This window comes from Pseudomonas sp. GB2N2, assembly GCF_054897705.1.
The window spans coordinates 1869337-1886309 of the sequence record NZ_CM142701.1; the positions used below are offsets into that span (position 1 = coordinate 1869337).

Below are 16973 nucleotides of genomic sequence, written 5' to 3' on the forward strand. Positions count from 1 at the left end.
CGACACAGGAGCCCTCCATCGCATTGGCGTTGGGGGGCTTTTTTTACGCGCCATGGCCACGTTCCGCATCGCCCTGTTTAATACGTTTGCCACCCCTGCCCTTGATACCGATTGCCTGCCCATCCTGTTGTTTGCCGGTTCGAGCCTGGGTAATCAATCCCGGAATCAGCGCGCCTTCCGGCAGGTTTTTCCAGAATCGCGCAGGAAGATGCCCCTGCATGACTTTCGGGTTCAGCCGCGCCGGATTGAAGATGTGGCTGTAATATGTCAGCCACATGTCGCCGTGTGGGTCATCGACGCTTTGCGCCATCTGCTGCCATCCAACCGGGCACTGGCGCTGGTGGATCAAGTGTTCGCCGTCGTAATAAACCCCATCCCGAGGCGTAGCGATCAACCAGCGATGTTTTCCCATCCGACCGATAAAGTGTTCGCTGGCACTTTGCAGGATGTCATGGGCCGGTTCATGCCAGGCAACGTAGTGCGGGCCCCTATTATCTGGCAATTCGACAAATCGAACGAACGCATGTAAGTGATGAGCTTCACGCTGTATCTGTTTGATTCTTCTCTGTAATTCACTACCTAACTTGTCCCCCGCCATCATCGCTGTACGGTCGCCATGGCTGACACGCCATAACACTTCATACAGCAAACTCCAACGTTGATCGCCACGGTAGCGGCCCGCACGTTCAAGGGTATCGAGCAACACTCGCGGGATTCGCGCCAAAAACGGCCCCTGGGTTTCAGGCAAAGATTCATCGCTGGCGAAAAGGTCCGCCACACCTTCGCTGGCCCAACTCACCCGGCTTGGATCGATTTCATGACTCAGCAGCCAGCGGGCCTGGTGTCGCCAAGTGTCGAACAGGTCGTCGCAATCCAGAGTGATCATCCCCACAGCCCCATTTGCAGAGGTTGCGGCCGGTCGCGCAACTGTTGATACAGCATATGACTGGTCACCTCGGCCTGCTGCGGGTGGTAGTCACTGGTGATGAAAAACGGTTTGGCTTTAGCCAGCACACAACGCATCCGAGCCAGGTCTTCGTAGCGAATACGCCGTTGTTGACGCAGTTCCACCAACCTCTCGGTGGTGCGCAGGCCGATACCAGGGATTCGAGAGATCAACGACGCTTCGGCGCGATTGAGATCCAGCGGAAATATCTCCCGATTTTCCAGTGCCCAAGCCAGCTTGGGATCGATGTCCAGCGCCAGATGCCCCGGGCCCTTGAACAGTTCGCCAGCGGTGAAGCCGTAACTGCGCAACAGGAAATCGGCCTGATACAAGCGGTGCTCGCGCATCAGCGGCGGAGCGGCCAGGGGCACGCTCTTCGGGCTGTTGGGGATCGGACTGAACGCCGAGTAATAGACCCGACGCAATTTGTAGTTGCCATACAGGGCCTGGGCACTGTGGAGAATGGTGCTGTCGTCGGTGTCATCCGCGCCGACAATCATCTGCGTGCTCTGCCCGGCCGGAGCGAATTTCGGTGCACGCGGCTCGTTGAGGACGGTTTGTTCGCCGGTGTAAATCGTCTGCATTGCTTGCTTGATTGAGCCGAGCTGTTTTTCAGGGGCCAGGGTTTGCAGGCTGGCGTCGGTGGGCAATTCGATGTTGACGCTCAAGCGGTCGGCGTAGCGCCCTGCTTCCTCAATCAGCGCCGGGTCGGCCTCGGGAATGGTCTTGAGGTGGATGTAGCCGCGAAACTCATGGTCTTCGCGCAGCAGTTTCGCAACGCGGATCAACTGCTCCATGGTGTAGTCCGCCGAGCGAATGATCCCGGAACTGAGAAACAGCCCGCTGACGCAGTTGCGCCGGTAGAAATCCAGGGTCAGCGTCACCACTTCTTCCGGCGTGAATCGCGCCCGGGGCACGTCGCTGGAGCGGCGATTAACGCAGTATTGGCAGTCGTAAAGACAGAAGTTGGTCAGCAGGACTTTCAGCAACGACACGCATCGCCCGTCTGGCGTATAGCTGTGGCAAATGCCCATGCCATTGGTGGCGCCCAGCCCGCTCTTGCCCTCGGAGCTGCGCTTCGGCGCACCGCTGCTGGCGCAGGACGCGTCGTACTTGGCGGCGTCGGCGAGAATGCTGAGCTTGTCGATGAGTTCCATGGGGGGCACGCCTTATACTGGGTAGATATACAGTATAGATTCCGCCATACACGTACAAGCCATCAAACGACCCTTGGTCGATAAGCCAGAATCAAAAGATCGCAAGCTTCGCCAGCACCTGCACCCATTCCGTAGGTGCTGCCGAAGGCGGCGATCTTTTCACCTTCTTAATTACAAAACCCGGATTGTGGGTTGACGCATAAACCGTAGGAGTTCGGATTGCCGGCGATGGCGCCTGGGAAAATAACAAAGCGTTTTCGTCTTTGATCGTACGGGAGGTGATGTTTACCACGGCCCTGTCAGACCTTGGGATAAACGCCCTCAAGATATGAAAAACACATTGTTCAAGGCGAAAAAGGTCGACTAATAGTCACTGCGCTGGTTTCTATTGGCTTGAATGAGCAAGACAGAACCTGGGCTCAGACCATTTGCTTGAAACATCTCGACCCCGACAATGAGCGCATCGTGGCATCGACTGTCACCGCTCTCAGTCATATAGCCAGAAAACAGGGTGAGCTCGATATGAACTCCGTGATTCCCGCCCTCAATACCGTAAAGGCAAAATACCCGGCACTTGAAGCGCTCGTTGCTGACACACTTGATGATGTTGAAATGTTCATCTGACCCGCTGAACCGGAATTTGAAAACCCTTACGCCAAGACATGACCGCCATTTTTTAGAATTTGGCGGTTGCGTCATTTCAGATCACACCCAGCCATTCAATCATCCCGAGTCAGCACTTCCAGCAATTCAATCTCGAACACCAGATTCGAATTCGGCGGAATCGAACTCATCGTGCGCTCGCCATACCCCAGATGCGCCGGCACCAGCAACTTGCGCTTGCCGCCCACCTGCATCCCGATGATTCCCTGATCCCAGCCTTTGATCACACGCCCGGTGCCGATCACGCACTGAAAAGGTTTGCCGCGGCTGTAGGAAGAATCGAATTCGCTGCCGTCCTCCAGCCAGCCGCGATACTGGGTAGTGATCAGCGCTCCTTTGACCGCTGCTTTGCCGTCGCCCGCTTCAAGATCGATTACCTGCAGTTCATCATTCATAACGTTCACTCTATTGTTCACTCGCCCAACCGCGCGTCATGGGCGTCGTTTTCCCAGAAACACGGGCGATTGGCAACCCGTATGACCTGTTTCCGGGATCAGCCGTGAACTAAGATAAGCACCACCTTCACCCGGGATCAAAACGCCACGATGGCAACCTTTGAATGATTGACGTCTGGACCGGCGCAGCCATTGGCTCGTTGCTGCTTGCCTTGATCATCGCGCTGATCGTTCGCGAGCGCTCGTTGCGCGAGCAGATAGGCGACTGTCGCGCGCTGATTACCCAGCTGTCTGAAGGGCAGAACGTCCACCAGGACGGCGACGCCGAACGCTTCAAACGCAGCCAATACTTCGCGCGCATCGGCACGTGGGACTGGGATGTCGACACCGATCGCCTCTATTGGTCAGACGCGATCTACGGCATGTTCGGCTTCAAGATCGGCGAAGTGACGCCCTCTTACGCCTTGTTTTGCGCCTGTGTTCACCCGGATGACCGGGTCAAGGTGCGGGCTGGCGAGCTGCGGTGCCTGGAAACCGGCGACAATCATGACGAGGAATACCGGGTGATCTGGCCCGACGGCACCATTCGCTGGCTGCGCGAGACCGGCAATGTGGTGAAGAACGACCACGATGAAACCACCAAGATGATGGGTGTGGTGCGCGACATCACCGAGGAAAAAGCCTCCGCCAGCTACTTGCAGCACTTGGCGCATTTCGACCCGCTGACCGGCCTGCCCAACCGCCTGGTGCTTGAAGAACGCCTGTCCGAAGCGCTGGAACAGGCGCGTGTGAGTGGTACGCGAGTGGCGCTGGTGTTTGTCGACCTTAATGGTTTCAAGGCGATCAACGACCTTTATGGCCATGCGGCCGGCGACCGAGTCCTCGTCACCACCGCCACCCGACTGAAACGCATCCTGCGCGCCACCGACACCGTCGCCCGCATCGGTGGCGACGAATTCGTGGTCATCCTCCAGGGCCTGGCGCAAGGCACCAGCCTGCAAGACGAAGCCCGGCGCATCTGCCAGAAGATCTTCGTCGAACTCTCACCGCCCGTGACCATCGGCAACGACCAGCGCCACATCGGCACCAGCCTCGGCGTCGCGGTGTTCCCGGACCATGCGCCGAGCATGGACCGGTTGATTCATATCGCGGATCTGGCGATGTACGAGGCCAAGCGCAGTGGGAATAATCAGTATCGATTGGGCGAGCAGACGTTGAGTCATAGTAGGGTCGAGCAACCCTGATCAGACGTTGCGTCTGCCGAAATGCTCCTGACATCCAGTCAACAAAATCGCCGCGAGCTTTGCCGGAACACCGTACGATTCCAACCGGCCTTCCATGGCCAATTGTTACTGACGGCCTACCGCTCCACCGGCGTGACGTCCAGAATCGTTCCGTTAGTAATCATCACCATCATGTACTTGCCGTTGATCTGCACCCACTGAGCATTATCTTTCGGCGCCTTCAGGCCCTTCGCTTTCCAGTTGCCGATAGCCTTCTCACTGCGTTGATAAACATCCGGCGCGCGGTCGCCGACCACCAGTTGGCGGGAATTATTGACGCCGGGCTGGACAGTTTTCTGCGGCTCTGCGGCTTGAACGATCGGGCTGATAGCGGCGATGCCTGCCACGAGGGCGAGGCTGGCGATAAAGGTCTTGCTGTTCATCGGGTGATTCTCCAGTAATGACGTGATACCTCATCTCCGACTGCGGCCGCGATAAATCATTCCTTACTGTTGCGATCATTCTGCGCAGGACTGTACGGGAGTGTCGGAGATGCCTGGAGCAGCAAAGGCAGTAAATGCATCGATCCGCTTCACACATCAATGCATGCCAATTATGCAATTAACATTTCAATGGCAATAGATCAGTCAACGCCTCATGTTCAGGCTGACGCATCAAGCCTCACCCTTTATCCTTGTGCCCCCCGCCGTACCGAGTTCTGGAGTTTCGCCATGCCCCATGAAGGCAACCTGTTGCAAGCCGCTGTCGTGTTTCTGTTCGCGGCGGTGCTCACCGTTCCTTTGGCCAAGCGCCTGCAATTGGGGGCGGTGCTGGGCTATCTGTTTGCCGGCGTGATCATCGGCCCTTCGGTGCTCGGCCTGATCGGCAACCCGCAAAGCGTCAGCCATTTCTCCGAGCTTGGCGTGGTGTTGCTGCTGTTCATCATCGGCCTGGAGCTGTCACCCCGGCGCTTGTGGGTGATGCGCAAATCGGTGTTTGGCGTCGGCCTGGCGCAGGTATTGCTGACCGGCACGGTGATTGGCGTGCTGGCGTTGTTCGTGTTTGGCCAACCATTGAACAGTGCGATCGTGCTCGGCCTCGGCCTGGCCTTGTCCTCCACCGCGTTTGGCCTGCAAAGCCTGGCCGAGCGCAAGGAACTGACCAGCCCGCACGGGCGGCTGGCGTTTGCGATTCTGTTGTTCCAGGACATCGCCGCGATCCCGCTGATCGCCATGGTGCCGTTGCTGGCGGGCGGCGATCACACCAGCACTGCCGCCGATGATTTGAACCACGGTTTGCGGGTTCTGGGCAGCATCGCCGTGGTGGTGATTGGCGGACGCTACCTGTTGCGACCGGTGTTCCGCGTGGTGGCAAAGTCCGGGCTGCCGGAAGTCTCCACGGCGACGGCGTTGCTGGTGGTGATCGGCACCGCGTGGCTGATGGACCTGGTCGGCGTGTCCATGGCGCTCGGCGCGTTCCTCGCCGGGTTGCTGCTGGCCGACTCGGAGTACCGCCACGAACTGGAAGCGCAGATCGAACCGTTCAAGGGTTTGCTGCTGGGGTTGTTTTTCATCAGCGTCGGCATGGGCGCGAACCTGAGTTTGCTGGTCAGCGCGCCGATCACGGTGCTGGGGCTGACCCTGCTGCTGATCGGCATCAAGCTGCCGCTGCTGTTTGTCGTCGGTCGACTGGCCGGGGGATTGGGCAAGGTCAGTGCGATTCGACTCGGGATCGTCCTGGCGGCGGGGGGTGAGTTCGCGTTTGTGGTGTTCAAGATCGGCCGTGATCAAGGCCTGTTTGAGCCGCGCCTGTACGATCTGCTGGTGCTGACAATTACCCTGTCGATGGCCGTGACGCCGCTGTTGCTGCTGATCTGCGCCCGCCTGGTCACCCCGAAGGTGCAACCGGTGGTGGTGCCGGAGAAATTCCGCGAGATCGACACCGACGAGCCGCGCGTGGTGATCGCCGGTATGGGCCGGATGGGTCAGATCGTCGCGCGGATCCTGCGGGCGCAGAACATCAAGTTCGTTGCCCTTGACACCTCGGTGGAAACCATCGAGCTGTCACGCAGTTTTGGCGGCGTGCCGGTGTTCTACGGCGACCCGATGCGCCCGGAAATCCTCAGCGCGGCCAAGGTCGAGCAGGCTGAATATTTCATCATCGCCACCGATGACCCGGACACCAACATCAAGACCGCCGAGGTGGTGCACCGGCTGTACCCGCACATCAAGATCATCGCCCGCGCCCGCAACCGCCAGCATGTGCACCGCTTGGTGGACCTGGGCGCTGAGGCGATTCGCGAAACCTACTATTCGAGCCTGGAAATGAGCCGGCGGACCCTGGTGGGATTGGGTCTGACCCAGGCCCAGGCGGATGCGCGGATCAAGCGCTTCAAACACCATGATGAGCAGGTGCTGGAGGCGCAGCACGCGGTGTATGACGATGCGGCGAAAGTGCTGCAAACCGCGCAGGAAGCCCGGGCGGAATTGGCGAAACTGTTTGAGTCTGATCAGCTGGAAGAAGAATCCCGCAAGAATTGAGGTGAATGTGAGGGCCCCTTCGGGCAAGTCGGATCAATATTAATGTTAAAGGAATCCACAATGGCTGCCGATCCACCCGCCCCCGCCCTCAAGGAAATATTCAACCCCGAGCGCCTCAAGCATATCGCTACCGAGATGACCGCGGTCTATCCGGACTTCAACGCCAAAGCCTTCCTGAAAATGGCCAACGAAGGGCTGGCCGAGCTGTCGATCATGCAGCGCATGGCCCGGGTCAGCGAGTGCCTGCACGCGGTGCTGCCGCTGGACTATGAAGCGTCGCTCAAGGTGCTGCGCGCCCTCGCCCCGCGCCTGAACAGCGGTTTCGTCTGCATTTCCCTGCCGCATCACGTCGCCACCTACGGCGGCCATGCGTTCGAACCGTCCATGGACGCGCTCAAATACTTCACCACCTTTGGCTCCGCTGAATTCGCGATCCGCTATTTCCTGCGCAGTGATCTTGAGCGCACATTGGCGGTGATGCGCGCCTGGTCGCAGGATGACAACGAACATGTCCGGCGCCTCGCCAGCGAAGGCTGCCGCCCGCGCCTGCCGTGGTCATTCCGACTGGAACAGATCCAGGCCGATCCGACCCTCGCCGCCGCGATCCTCGACAACCTCAAGGCGGACAACAGCCTGTATGTACGCAAGTCGGTGGCCAACCACCTCAATGACATCACCAAGGACCATCCCGACTGGGTGCTGGAGCTGATCGAGGGCTGGTCGCTGGAAAACATACACACCGCATGGATCGCCAGGCATGCCCTGCGCAGCTTGATCAAACAGGGCAATCAGCGCGCGTTAGCGATTATCGGTGCGGGTGGCAAACCCGAAGTCGAAATCACGAACGTGAAGGTTGAACCGGCGGTAATTGGTCTGGGGGAGAAAATCACCTTGTCCTTCAAGGTGAAATCCACGGTCGAGGACAGTCAGCGGCTGGTGATCGATTACGCCATCGATTACGTCAAGGCCAACGGCCGCACCTCGGCGAAGGTGTTCAAGCTCAAGGCGCTGACGTTGCCGGGCAAAGCGACCGAGTCTGTTGCCCGTGGCCAGCACATCAAGGAACTGACTACCCGCAGGCACTACGCTGGCCGGCACGCCGTACACATTCTGGTGAACGGCGAACGCCTCGCGAGTACAGCCTTCGAAATCCTCCCTTGAAACACCCCCCCCTGTAGAAGCTCGGCGTGCCGGCGATGGGTCCCTTGAGTCTTGCACCAATTTCAAGGCCGCCATCGTCGGCAAGCCGGCGCCTACAAAGTGTTGGGGCCGAGCAGTAAATTTTGCTCGCGCTCACACAACTCCACCACGTAATCCCACAGCACCCGCAGCCGCACTGCCTTGTGCAGTTCGCGGCGGGTGCTGATCCAGTAGCTGCGCTGGATGCTTTCATCTGGTAATAGCGGCACCAGTTCCGGATCGGCGCTGGCCATGTAGCACGGCAGCACCGCGATCCCCAACCCAGAGCGCGCCGCCTGTTGCTGGGCGATGACGCTGGTGGTGTGGAAGACCACCTGCGGGTTGCGGCAGAAGCCATTGAGGAACATCAGTTCCTGGCTGAACAGCAAATCGTCGACGTAGCCGATCCAGGCATGACGCCCCAAGTCCTCGCGGCTGCGCAGCGGTGGCGAACGGTCGAGATAGGCTTGGCTGGCATAGAGCGCCAGCCGGTAGTCGGTGAGTTTGCGCGTGACCAGCATGTCGGCGGCCGGGCGTTCGAGGTGGATGCTGATCTCGGCTTCGCGATTGAGAATACTGACGAAGCGCGGCACCGCGACCAGTTCCACTTCGAGCCCCGGATAACGGTCGAACAGTCCTTTCATGCGGCTGGCAAGGAACATGATGCCCAGCCCTTCCGTCACCCCGACGCGAATCTTGCCCAGTGGCGCGGTCGATTGGGTGATCTCCTCCTGCGCCAGTAACGCCACGTTTTCCATCGCTTCGGCGTGTTTAAGCAGCGCATCGCCGGCTGGCGTCAGCTCGTAACCTTGGGCGTGCTGGACGAACAGCGCCGTGCCGAGACTCTTTTCGATAGCCTCGATGTGCCGCGCCACGGTGGCGTGGGTGGTGTTCAGGCGGCGCGCAGCGGTGAGCAAACGCCCGCTGCGCTGCAACTCGAGAAAAAACCGCAGGTCATTCCAGTCGAACATGAACCGTCCTTAGGGCTACGCTGTTTAAAAACGCACAGCGGCTGCGCAAAAACTAACATTCTTTTGACGAAAGCTAACAACTAGGATGACCGACGACAAGAACGACAAGAACGACAAGAACGACAAGAAGAGGTTAGGGATGCAGACTTCCCTTGATGAATTCGATTACATCGTGGTCGGGGCCGGGCCGGCTGGCTGTTTGCTCGCCAATCGGCTGTCGGCCGATCCGCAACACCGGGTGCTGCTGCTCGAAGCCGGCGGCCGCGATAACTATCCGTGGATTCATATCCCCGTCGGTTACCTGTTCTGCATCGGCAACCCGCGCACCGACTGGTGCTTCAAGACCGAAGCGCAAGCCGGCCTTCAGGGTCGTGCCCTGAGTTACCCGCGGGGCAAGGTGCTCGGCGGCTGTTCCTCGATCAACGGCATGATCTACATGCGCGGCCAGGCCGGCGACTATGACGGCTGGGCGGCGGACGGCAATCCCGGCTGGAGCTGGAACGACGTCCTGCCGCTGTTCAAGAAAAGCGAAAACCACTTCGCCGGCGACTCGGCGTTTCACGGTGCCGCCGGGGAATGGCGGATCGAGCGTCAACGGCTGTCGTGGCCAATTCTTGATGCGTTCCGCAGCGCGGCCGAACAGAGCGGCATCGCCAGCATCGACGACTTCAACCAGGGCAATAACGAAGGCTGCGGCTACTTTCAGGTCAATCAGAAGGCCGGGATTCGCTGGAATGCGGCCAAGGCGTTTCTCAAACCGATTCGCAACCGGTCTAATCTCACGGTGCTGACGAACGTTGAAGTCGACCGCGTGCACCTGGAAAACGGCCGCGCCTCAGCGGTCAGCGCACGCTGGCAAGGCCAGGCAACAACCTTCAAGGCGCGCATGGAAATCGTGCTCTGCGCCGGCGCCGTCGGCTCACCGACCATCCTCCAGCGCTCCGGCATCGGCCCTCGCCCGCTGCTGCAGAAACTGGGGATCGGTGTGGTTCACGCGTTGCCCGGCGTGGGCGGCAACCTGCAGGATCACCTGCAGCTGCGGCTGATCTACAAATTGGAAAACGCGCGCACCCTGAACCAGATCGCCGGCAGTGTGTGGGGCAAGATGGGTATGGGCTTGCGTTATCTGTATGACCGCAGCGGCCCGCTGTCGATGGCGCCGAGTCAGCTCGGCGCGTTTGCCCGCTCGGGGCCGGAGCAGACCTCGGCGAATCTTGAATACCACGTGCAACCACTGTCGCTGGAGCGTTTCGGCGAGCCGCTGCACGCCTTTCCGGCGTTTACCGCGTCGGTCTGCGATCTGCGTCCGCAGAGCCGTGGACGCATCGAAATACGTTCGGCCGATCCGCAGGAAGCACCGCTGATTCAACCGAATTACTTGAGCCATCCACAAGACCTGCGTATTGCGGCCGACGCAATTCGCCTGACCCGGCGCATCGTGTCCGCGTCCGCGCTGCAAGCGTTCAAACCGGTGGAGTACCTGCCGGGCGACAGCTTGCAGAGCGAGGAGCAATTGCACGAAGCCGCCGCGCGTATTGGCACGACGATTTTCCATCCGGTCGGAACCTGTCGCATGGGCCACGACGTAGATGCGGTGGTCGATGCACAACTCAAGGTCCACGGCATTCCGGGCCTGCGCATCGCCGATGCGTCAATCATGCCGCGCATCACCTCGGGCAACACCTGTTCGCCTACGCTGATGATTGCCGAGAAGGCTGCGCAACTCATTCTCGATCCAGCCACAAGGAGTATCACCCCGCCAATGGAACTGGAAACGCATGCCTGAAACACCGCCATCGCCGGCAACACAAAGATTGCAACCGATGCATGGCAACAGCGGCGCCACTCACAAGGACGGCGCCGACAGTGGAACAACAAAAACAATCACTGTGAGGGATACCGATATGTCAGAACATGTTCAGCCACTGGACATCACGCGCAGCGCCGACGCTGGCCGTGACACCCGCAAAGTCATTTTCGCGTCGTCACTCGGGACGGTGTTCGAGTGGTACGACTTTTTCCTTTACGGCGCCCTCGCGGCCGTCATCAGCAAACAGTTTTTCGCCGGGGTCAACGACACCACCGCGTTCATTTTTGCGTTGATGGCGTTTGCTGCCGGCTTCATCGTGCGGCCTTTCGGCGCGCTGGTGTTTGGCCGGTTGGGGGACATGATCGGGCGCAAATACACCTTTCTCGCGACCATCATCCTCATGGGCCTCGCGACGTTCTGCGTCGGTTTGCTGCCGACTTACGCGAGCATCGGCATCGCTGCACCGATCATTCTGGTGGTATTGCGCATGCTCCAGGGCTTAGCACTGGGCGGCGAATATGGCGGCGCCGCGACCTACGTCGCGGAACACGCGCCCATGGGCAAACGCGGTTTCCACACCAGCTGGATTCAGTCCACCGCCACCCTCGGCCTGTTGCTGTCGTTGCTCGTGGTGCTCGGTTGCCGCTACTTCACCGGCGACCAGTTCGAAGTCTGGGGCTGGCGGATTCCGTTTCTGTTTTCGATCGTGCTGCTGGGTATTTCCACCTGGATTCGCCTGAGCCTGCACGAATCGCCCGCCTTCGTGAAAATGAAAGAAGAAGGCAAACTCTGCAAGTCGCCACTGCGTGATTCCTTCGGCAAATGGGAAAACCTGAAAGTGGTGCTGATAGCGTTGTTCAGCATCAACGCCGGGCAAGCGGTGACGTTTTATGCCGCGCAGTTTTACGTGCTGTTCTTCCTCACCCAGTTCCTGAGAATGGACCCGGCACTGGCCAACAGTTTGCTGATCGTCAGCGTCATCATCGGCGCGCCGTTCTTCATTTTCTTTGGCTGGCTGTCGGACAAGGTCGGGCGCAAACCGATATTGATGCTTGGCCTGCTGCTGGCCACCGCACTGTACTTCCCGATCTTCAAGACCCTGGCCCACTACGCCAATCCGGCCATCGACCAGGCCAGCCGTCAGGCGCCGATTACTGTATTGGCCGATCCGGCCACCTGCACCTTCCAGTTCGACCCGGTAGGCAAGGCGAAATTTGACAGCCCGTGCGACAAGGTCAAAACCTTTCTGGTCAAACAGGGACTGCCCTACCGCAGCGAAGCGGCCCCGGCCGGCAGCGAGGTGCAGGTCAGCGTCGGTGACGTGAAGCTTGATAACTTTGACGACGCGGCGCTGCGTGGCGCTGTGACCCTGGCCGGGTATCCGTCACAGGCTGACACTCAGCAGATCAACAAGACGATGATCGTCGCACTGATCGTGGCGCTGATCATCATCTCCGCCATGTGCTACGGCCCGCTGGCGGCGTTGATGGTGGAACTGTTCCCGACGCGAATCCGCTACACCTCGATGTCCTTGCCCTACCACATTGGCAACGGCTGGTTCGGTGGGTTCCTGCCGACGGTGTCGTTTGCATTGGTGGTGTACACCGGGGACATTTTCTACGGGCTTTGGTACCCGGTGGTGATTACGGCGGTGAGCCTGGTGGTGGGGATGATCTGTTTGCGTGAAACCAAGAATGTGGATCTGGATACCAACTGAGGTCCTGTTTTTTTTGCATTCGACCTGATTTCAGGTCTACGCGGCCCCTGTGGGAGCTGGCTTGCCGGCGATAGACGTCAACAATAACGCGTGCTGCCTGGATGAACGCGTTGCCTGGGCGTTTTTCGAGAACAGGCTCGCTCCTGCAAGGGTGCGGTGACAGTCACAAAACGTGATCGTCATCCATTTCCCGACGTGAACTGAATGACCGCAAACGAGTTACTCTGAAGCCACACATCCCTCGCCCCGCCACTCACCCGACCGAGGCACCATGATCATTTCATCCGCATCCGACTACCGCGAGGCCGCACGCCGCAAACTTCCGCGTTTCCTGTTTGATTACATCGACGGGGGCGCCTACGCCGAACACACGCTGCGGGCCAACAGCGCCGACCTGACCGGCATCAGTCTGCGCCAGCGCATCCTGAAAAACGTCGAAACCCTGAGCCTTGAAACCACCCTCTTCAACCAGCCCCTGTCGATGCCGATCATCCTCGCGCCAGTCGGTCTGACAGGCATGTTCGCCCGCCGTGGTGAAGTGCAGGCGGTCAAAGCCGCGCAGAAAAAAGGCATTCCGCTGTGCCTGTCGACGGTCTCGGTGTGCTCGATCGAAGAAGTCGCGAGCCAGACCCAACAATCGATCTGGTTTCAGCTCTATGTGTTGAAAGACCGCGGCTTCATGAAAAACGCCCTGGAGCGGGCCAAGGCCGCCGGGGTGAAAAACCTCGTGTTTACCGTCGACATGCCCACGCCCGGCGCGCGCTACCGGGATGCGCACTCGGGCATGTCCGGCCCGTTCGCCTCTTCGCGCCGAATGCTGCAAGCCATGACCCGCCCTGACTGGGCCTTCAACGTCGGTCTCATGGGACGCCCGCACGACCTCGGCAACATCTCCAGATACCTCGGCAAAGCCGTCACCCTCGAAGACTACATGGGCTGGCTGGCCAACAACTTCGACCCTTCGATCAGTTGGAGCGACCTGGAGTGGATCCGTGAATTCTGGCAAGGCCCGATGATCATCAAGGGCATCCTCGATCCTCAGGATGCGCGGGACGCAGTGAGCTTCGGCGCGGACGGCATTGTGGTGTCGAACCACGGCGGACGGCAGCTCGACGGCGTGCTGTCCACCACCAAGGCCTTGCCGCCGATCATGCAGGCAGTGGGCAATGACCTGACAGTGCTGGTCGATTCCGGCATTCGCTCCGGACTGGATGTCGTGCGCATGCTCGCACTGGGCGCCAAGGGAGTATTGCTCGGGCGGTCCATGGCGTATGCGCTGGCCGCCGATGGCCAACGCGGGGTGGAGAACATGCTGGACATTTTCGCCAAGGAAATGCGCGTGGCGATGACGTTGACCGGGGTGACCTCAATTGACCAGATCGATGAATCGACGTTGGTGCGGGCAGTCCATGAACTGAACGCTTGATCGAATAAACGCCCTGTCAATGCAGGTCGTTTCTTATTACTCAACGTCCTTCAGAACTTCGAACGTCACCTGATCGGGATAGAACGCCACGTAACCCCGAATCTGATCGACTGACACTTTCGGGTCCTCATAGCTCCACACCGCATTGGCGCCCTCATGCCCTGGTATTTGTAGGCTGAAATAACTCGCGTCGCCCTTATAAGGGCAATAACTGGTGTGGTCGGTGCGGGCGAAATACGCCTCGGCGATGTCCTCCCGAGGGACGTAATACACCGGAGGATAATTGGCTTCCAGCAACACCAGCGCACGCGTGGACGCGGCCACCTGAATACCGTGGAATTTTACCAACAGGCAGCCGGGCTGCTCGGCAATGGTGATGACAGGACTGGGACCGGAGCTTTTCATGGATGCGTTCCTCGGGACGATGATGAACCTGTGGGAGCGCCTGCCCGCGACAGGTCGCGCAGCGGCCCCAAAACTTGAGAACACAGCTGACAGGTATAACCCAGATTCTGTCATCGCGACGGGTTCACAGCCGAACGGGACGCTCGCGCCGAAGCAGCAGAGCTCCCGCCTGAACACTCGGACGCCACGACCGGACCAACGGCTCAAAACATCGTCTACGATCAATAGCACCGTTGACACCCCTGCTTCGCAATCAGGTCGTCGTGGCGTGGGGGTTCGAGTCTCAGCAGCATGGGGATCGCCAACATGCCGGCCAGCCGATTTACCCTCGATAAAACCATCATCACCCTCGACGCACGACCCGATCGCCTCGATTTGCGGGACCGCCTGTTCACGCCAAGCATAAAGTCGTTGCCGCCATCCTGGCCCGCCGACAAGGACATCGCCGCCGAACTCTCGGGGTATCTGGCCAGAGACATGGTGCTGTTTCAGGGCAACGAAGGGGCATGCACCGGGTTCGGCCTGGCGGCGGTGGTCAACTTTCTATTGTGGCGAAGGGACAATTCGTCGACCAAAACCAGCCCGCGCCAGCTCTATCATCTGGCCAAGCTATATGACGAATGGCCGGGCGAGGATTACTCCGGTTCGAGCTGTCGCGGCGCGTTGAAGGGTTGGCACAAACATGGCGTCTGCGCTCAGGAATTGTGGCCTTACACGGTCAAGCCCGATGGTTCGGTTCCAGCGTTCGAGGCGCCTGCCGAAAACTGGGCGGCGGATGCCGTGACCCGGCCACTGGGGATTTACTACCGCGTCGAAAAGGACGATGTCACCGCGATGATGGCGGCGCTGTATGAAGCCGGCGCGCTGTATGTGTCGGCCAATGTGCATAAGGGTTGGGCGCTGATGCGGCCCAAAGGGCAAAAAAGGCCGGTTGCGGCGTTCGAGAGCATGACGCAATTGCCCGTGATCAAATGGTCGGCCAGCGCTCAGGGCGGTCACGCGTTTGCCTTGATCGGCTACACCCATCAAGGCTTCATCGTGCAGAACTCATGGTCGACCGATTGGGGATTTTCCGGCTTCGCGATCCTGACGTTCGAGGACTGGCTGGCCAATGGCACCGACGCCTGGACCGTGGCGCTTGGCGTATCGATCGAGCACGGCGGACTCTCACCCAATACGCGCCCGTCGCGCTCCCGGGCCGATGTTCAATCACCGTTTCGCAATGCCCTGTCGAGCGCCAACGCCAAGCGTGAAGGCTTCTCGCTCTTCAGCCCCGGCACCGGCCATTCAGAACGCAAGGGGCCCGCGCTGCTGACCAGCGATCAGGCCTATGGCTTGACCATCGTCATGGAAAACAACGGCAGCATCGGCCCCCGGCTGACCGACGTGGAGAACGTCCGGGCGGGGGTCAAACGGATCGTCTGCGAAGCACCTGCCGCGTGGTACGCCAAGCTGCCTGCGGCCAACAAACCCGCCGTGCTGCGCATCGCCATCGTCGCCCATGGCGGGCTCAATTCCGAACAGGACTCCATCAACCGAATCTGCGCCATGGCGCCCTACTTTCTCGACAACGGCATCTATCCGCTGTTTGTCACCTGGCGCACCGGTGCACTGGAAACCTTCGCGGACATTATCGAGGACGCCCTGCCCGGACTGTTCCCGGAGGCCCGTGGCCTCAGCGATGTATTGAAGGCCGCCAAGGCCAAAGCGCTGGAAGGCCTGGATCGCACGGTGGAGCTGGCGACCAAGAAACTCGGAGGCGATCAGTGGAGCCAAATGAAGCAGAACGCGGAAGCGGCTTCCGTGGCGGGCTTCACGCCGCACGGACTGGTAGAAATGGCGGATAACTTGAAGAAACTGGTCACCGATCTCGGCCAGAAAAATGTCGAACTTCACTTGATCGGTCACTCCGCGGGCTCCTTGATCAATGGCCACTTGATTCAATTGCTGTGGGCGCGGAGTTTGTCCATCGAGACCTCGACGCTGATGGCGCCGGCCTGCACGCTCGACTTTGCCAACCAGACGTATCGCAAGGTCATCGAGGGTGGCGGGCTCAAGCGCAGGGATTTTCATATCCACATGATGTCCGACAGTCGCGAGCAGGATGACAACGTCATCGGCGTGTACCACAAGTCGCTGCTGTACCTGGTGTCCCGCGCGTATGAAGAGCTGCAACGCATGCCGCTGCTCGGCATGGCCAAGGCCTTGGATAAAGACTTTCAGGACTTCAGCGACCCCGACCTCGCGGAATGGAACATCGCCGCGAAAAACATGACTGAACAATGGAACCAATTTTACTGGGGCACCAGCATTCCAGCCGGTTTTGCCGCGACGGGGCGTGGGCTGCCTGATGCGTTCGCTGCGACATTGCACATCTTCAACGATCCGAAGATGAACTACGGCGCGGGCGTAAAAGCCGACACTTCCCATGGCGGGTTTGATAATGATGTCAATGTCATTACCGCTGTGCTGCTGACGATTCTGCGCCTGGCGCCCGACGCGAAGCTCGCGCAGCCTGTGGTGAACCTAAGCTATTAACAC

Annotated in this window: 14 protein-coding genes; 8 read left to right on the plus strand and 6 right to left on the minus strand. The window is 59.6% G+C overall.

Annotation, left to right across the window (positions count from 1 at the left end; genetic code table 11):
* Positions 1–43: 43 nt before the first annotated feature.
* Together ACYZT4_RS08415 and ACYZT4_RS08420 are read right to left on the minus strand one after the other, a co-directional pair.
* Positions 44–886 (minus strand): TIGR03915 family putative DNA repair protein, encoded by an 843-nt coding sequence (locus ACYZT4_RS08415; RefSeq protein ID WP_461986872.1) that lies wholly within the window; start codon positions 884–886, stop codon positions 44–46.
* The gene (locus tag ACYZT4_RS08420; protein WP_461986874.1) at positions 883–2103 is read right to left on the minus strand and encodes a putative DNA modification/repair radical SAM protein; all 1221 of its coding nucleotides are present in this window, start codon (positions 2101–2103) and stop codon (positions 883–885) included. The genes ACYZT4_RS08415 and ACYZT4_RS08420 overlap by 4 nt, the downstream gene beginning before the upstream one ends.
* A gap of 393 nt (positions 2104–2496) precedes the next feature.
* On the opposite strand from ACYZT4_RS08420, the gene ACYZT4_RS08425 reads away from it, so the two are divergent.
* Entirely contained in the window at positions 2497–2727 is a 231-nt protein-coding gene (locus tag ACYZT4_RS08425) for a hypothetical protein (RefSeq protein ID WP_461986876.1), read from the plus strand.
* A gap of 95 nt (positions 2728–2822) precedes the next feature.
* Here ACYZT4_RS08425 and ACYZT4_RS08430 read toward each other — a convergent pair whose 3' ends face one another.
* The gene (locus tag ACYZT4_RS08430) at positions 2823–3161 is read right to left on the minus strand and encodes an FKBP-type peptidyl-prolyl cis-trans isomerase (protein WP_461986877.1); all 339 of its coding nucleotides are present in this window, start codon (positions 3159–3161) and stop codon (positions 2823–2825) included.
* 164 nt (positions 3162–3325) lie between these two features.
* On the opposite strand from ACYZT4_RS08430, the gene ACYZT4_RS08435 reads away from it, so the two are divergent.
* Positions 3326–4405: a diguanylate cyclase domain-containing protein gene (locus tag ACYZT4_RS08435; RefSeq protein ID WP_461986879.1), complete on the plus strand. Its 1080-nt coding sequence runs from the start codon at positions 3326–3328 to the stop codon at positions 4403–4405.
* 116 nt (positions 4406–4521) lie between these two features.
* Here ACYZT4_RS08435 and ACYZT4_RS08440 read toward each other — a convergent pair whose 3' ends face one another.
* Positions 4522–4827, minus strand: a complete 306-nt coding sequence (locus ACYZT4_RS08440) for an RcnB family protein (RefSeq protein ID WP_461986881.1) — start codon at positions 4825–4827, stop codon at positions 4522–4524.
* Between the two features lie 288 nt (positions 4828–5115).
* On the opposite strand from ACYZT4_RS08440, the gene ACYZT4_RS08445 reads away from it, so the two are divergent.
* The gene (locus ACYZT4_RS08445; protein ID WP_461986882.1) at positions 5116–6924 is read left to right on the plus strand and encodes a monovalent cation:proton antiporter-2 (CPA2) family protein; all 1809 of its coding nucleotides are present in this window, start codon (positions 5116–5118) and stop codon (positions 6922–6924) included.
* Positions 6925–6984: 60 nt separating this feature from the next.
* On the plus strand, positions 6985–8085 hold the full coding sequence (locus ACYZT4_RS08450; protein WP_461986884.1) for a DNA alkylation repair protein: 1101 nt from the start codon (positions 6985–6987) through the stop codon (positions 8083–8085).
* 92 nt (positions 8086–8177) lie between these two features.
* On the opposite strand, the gene ACYZT4_RS08455 is transcribed toward ACYZT4_RS08450, so the two are convergent.
* A complete protein-coding gene (locus ACYZT4_RS08455) occupies positions 8178–9074 on the minus strand; it encodes a LysR family transcriptional regulator (protein ID WP_461986885.1) in 897 nt (298 codons plus the stop codon).
* Positions 9075–9213: 139 nt separating this feature from the next.
* Between ACYZT4_RS08455 and ACYZT4_RS08460 the strand changes: the two genes are divergently transcribed.
* The 3 genes from ACYZT4_RS08460 (at position 9214) to lldD (ending at position 14027) form a co-directional block, all read left to right on the plus strand.
* A complete protein-coding gene (locus tag ACYZT4_RS08460; RefSeq protein ID WP_461986887.1) occupies positions 9214–10860 on the plus strand; it encodes a GMC family oxidoreductase in 1647 nt (548 codons plus the stop codon).
* Positions 10861–10978: 118 nt separating this feature from the next.
* Complete coding sequence (locus ACYZT4_RS08465) at positions 10979–12601, plus strand: MFS transporter (protein WP_461986889.1); 1623 nt, start codon at positions 10979–10981, stop codon at positions 12599–12601.
* Positions 12602–12872: 271 nt separating this feature from the next.
* Complete coding sequence (gene lldD, locus ACYZT4_RS08470) at positions 12873–14027, plus strand: FMN-dependent L-lactate dehydrogenase LldD (protein WP_461986891.1); 1155 nt, start codon at positions 12873–12875, stop codon at positions 14025–14027.
* Positions 14028–14063: 36 nt separating this feature from the next.
* On the opposite strand, the gene ACYZT4_RS08475 is transcribed toward lldD, so the two are convergent.
* Positions 14064–14432 (minus strand): DUF427 domain-containing protein, encoded by a 369-nt coding sequence (locus tag ACYZT4_RS08475; RefSeq protein WP_461986893.1) that lies wholly within the window; start codon positions 14430–14432, stop codon positions 14064–14066.
* 306 nt (positions 14433–14738) lie between these two features.
* Here ACYZT4_RS08475 and ACYZT4_RS08480 point away from each other — a divergent pair, with 306 nt between their 5' ends.
* Entirely contained in the window at positions 14739–16970 is a 2232-nt protein-coding gene (locus tag ACYZT4_RS08480; RefSeq protein ID WP_461986895.1) for a C1 family peptidase, read from the plus strand.
* Positions 16971–16973 lie beyond the last annotated feature (3 nt).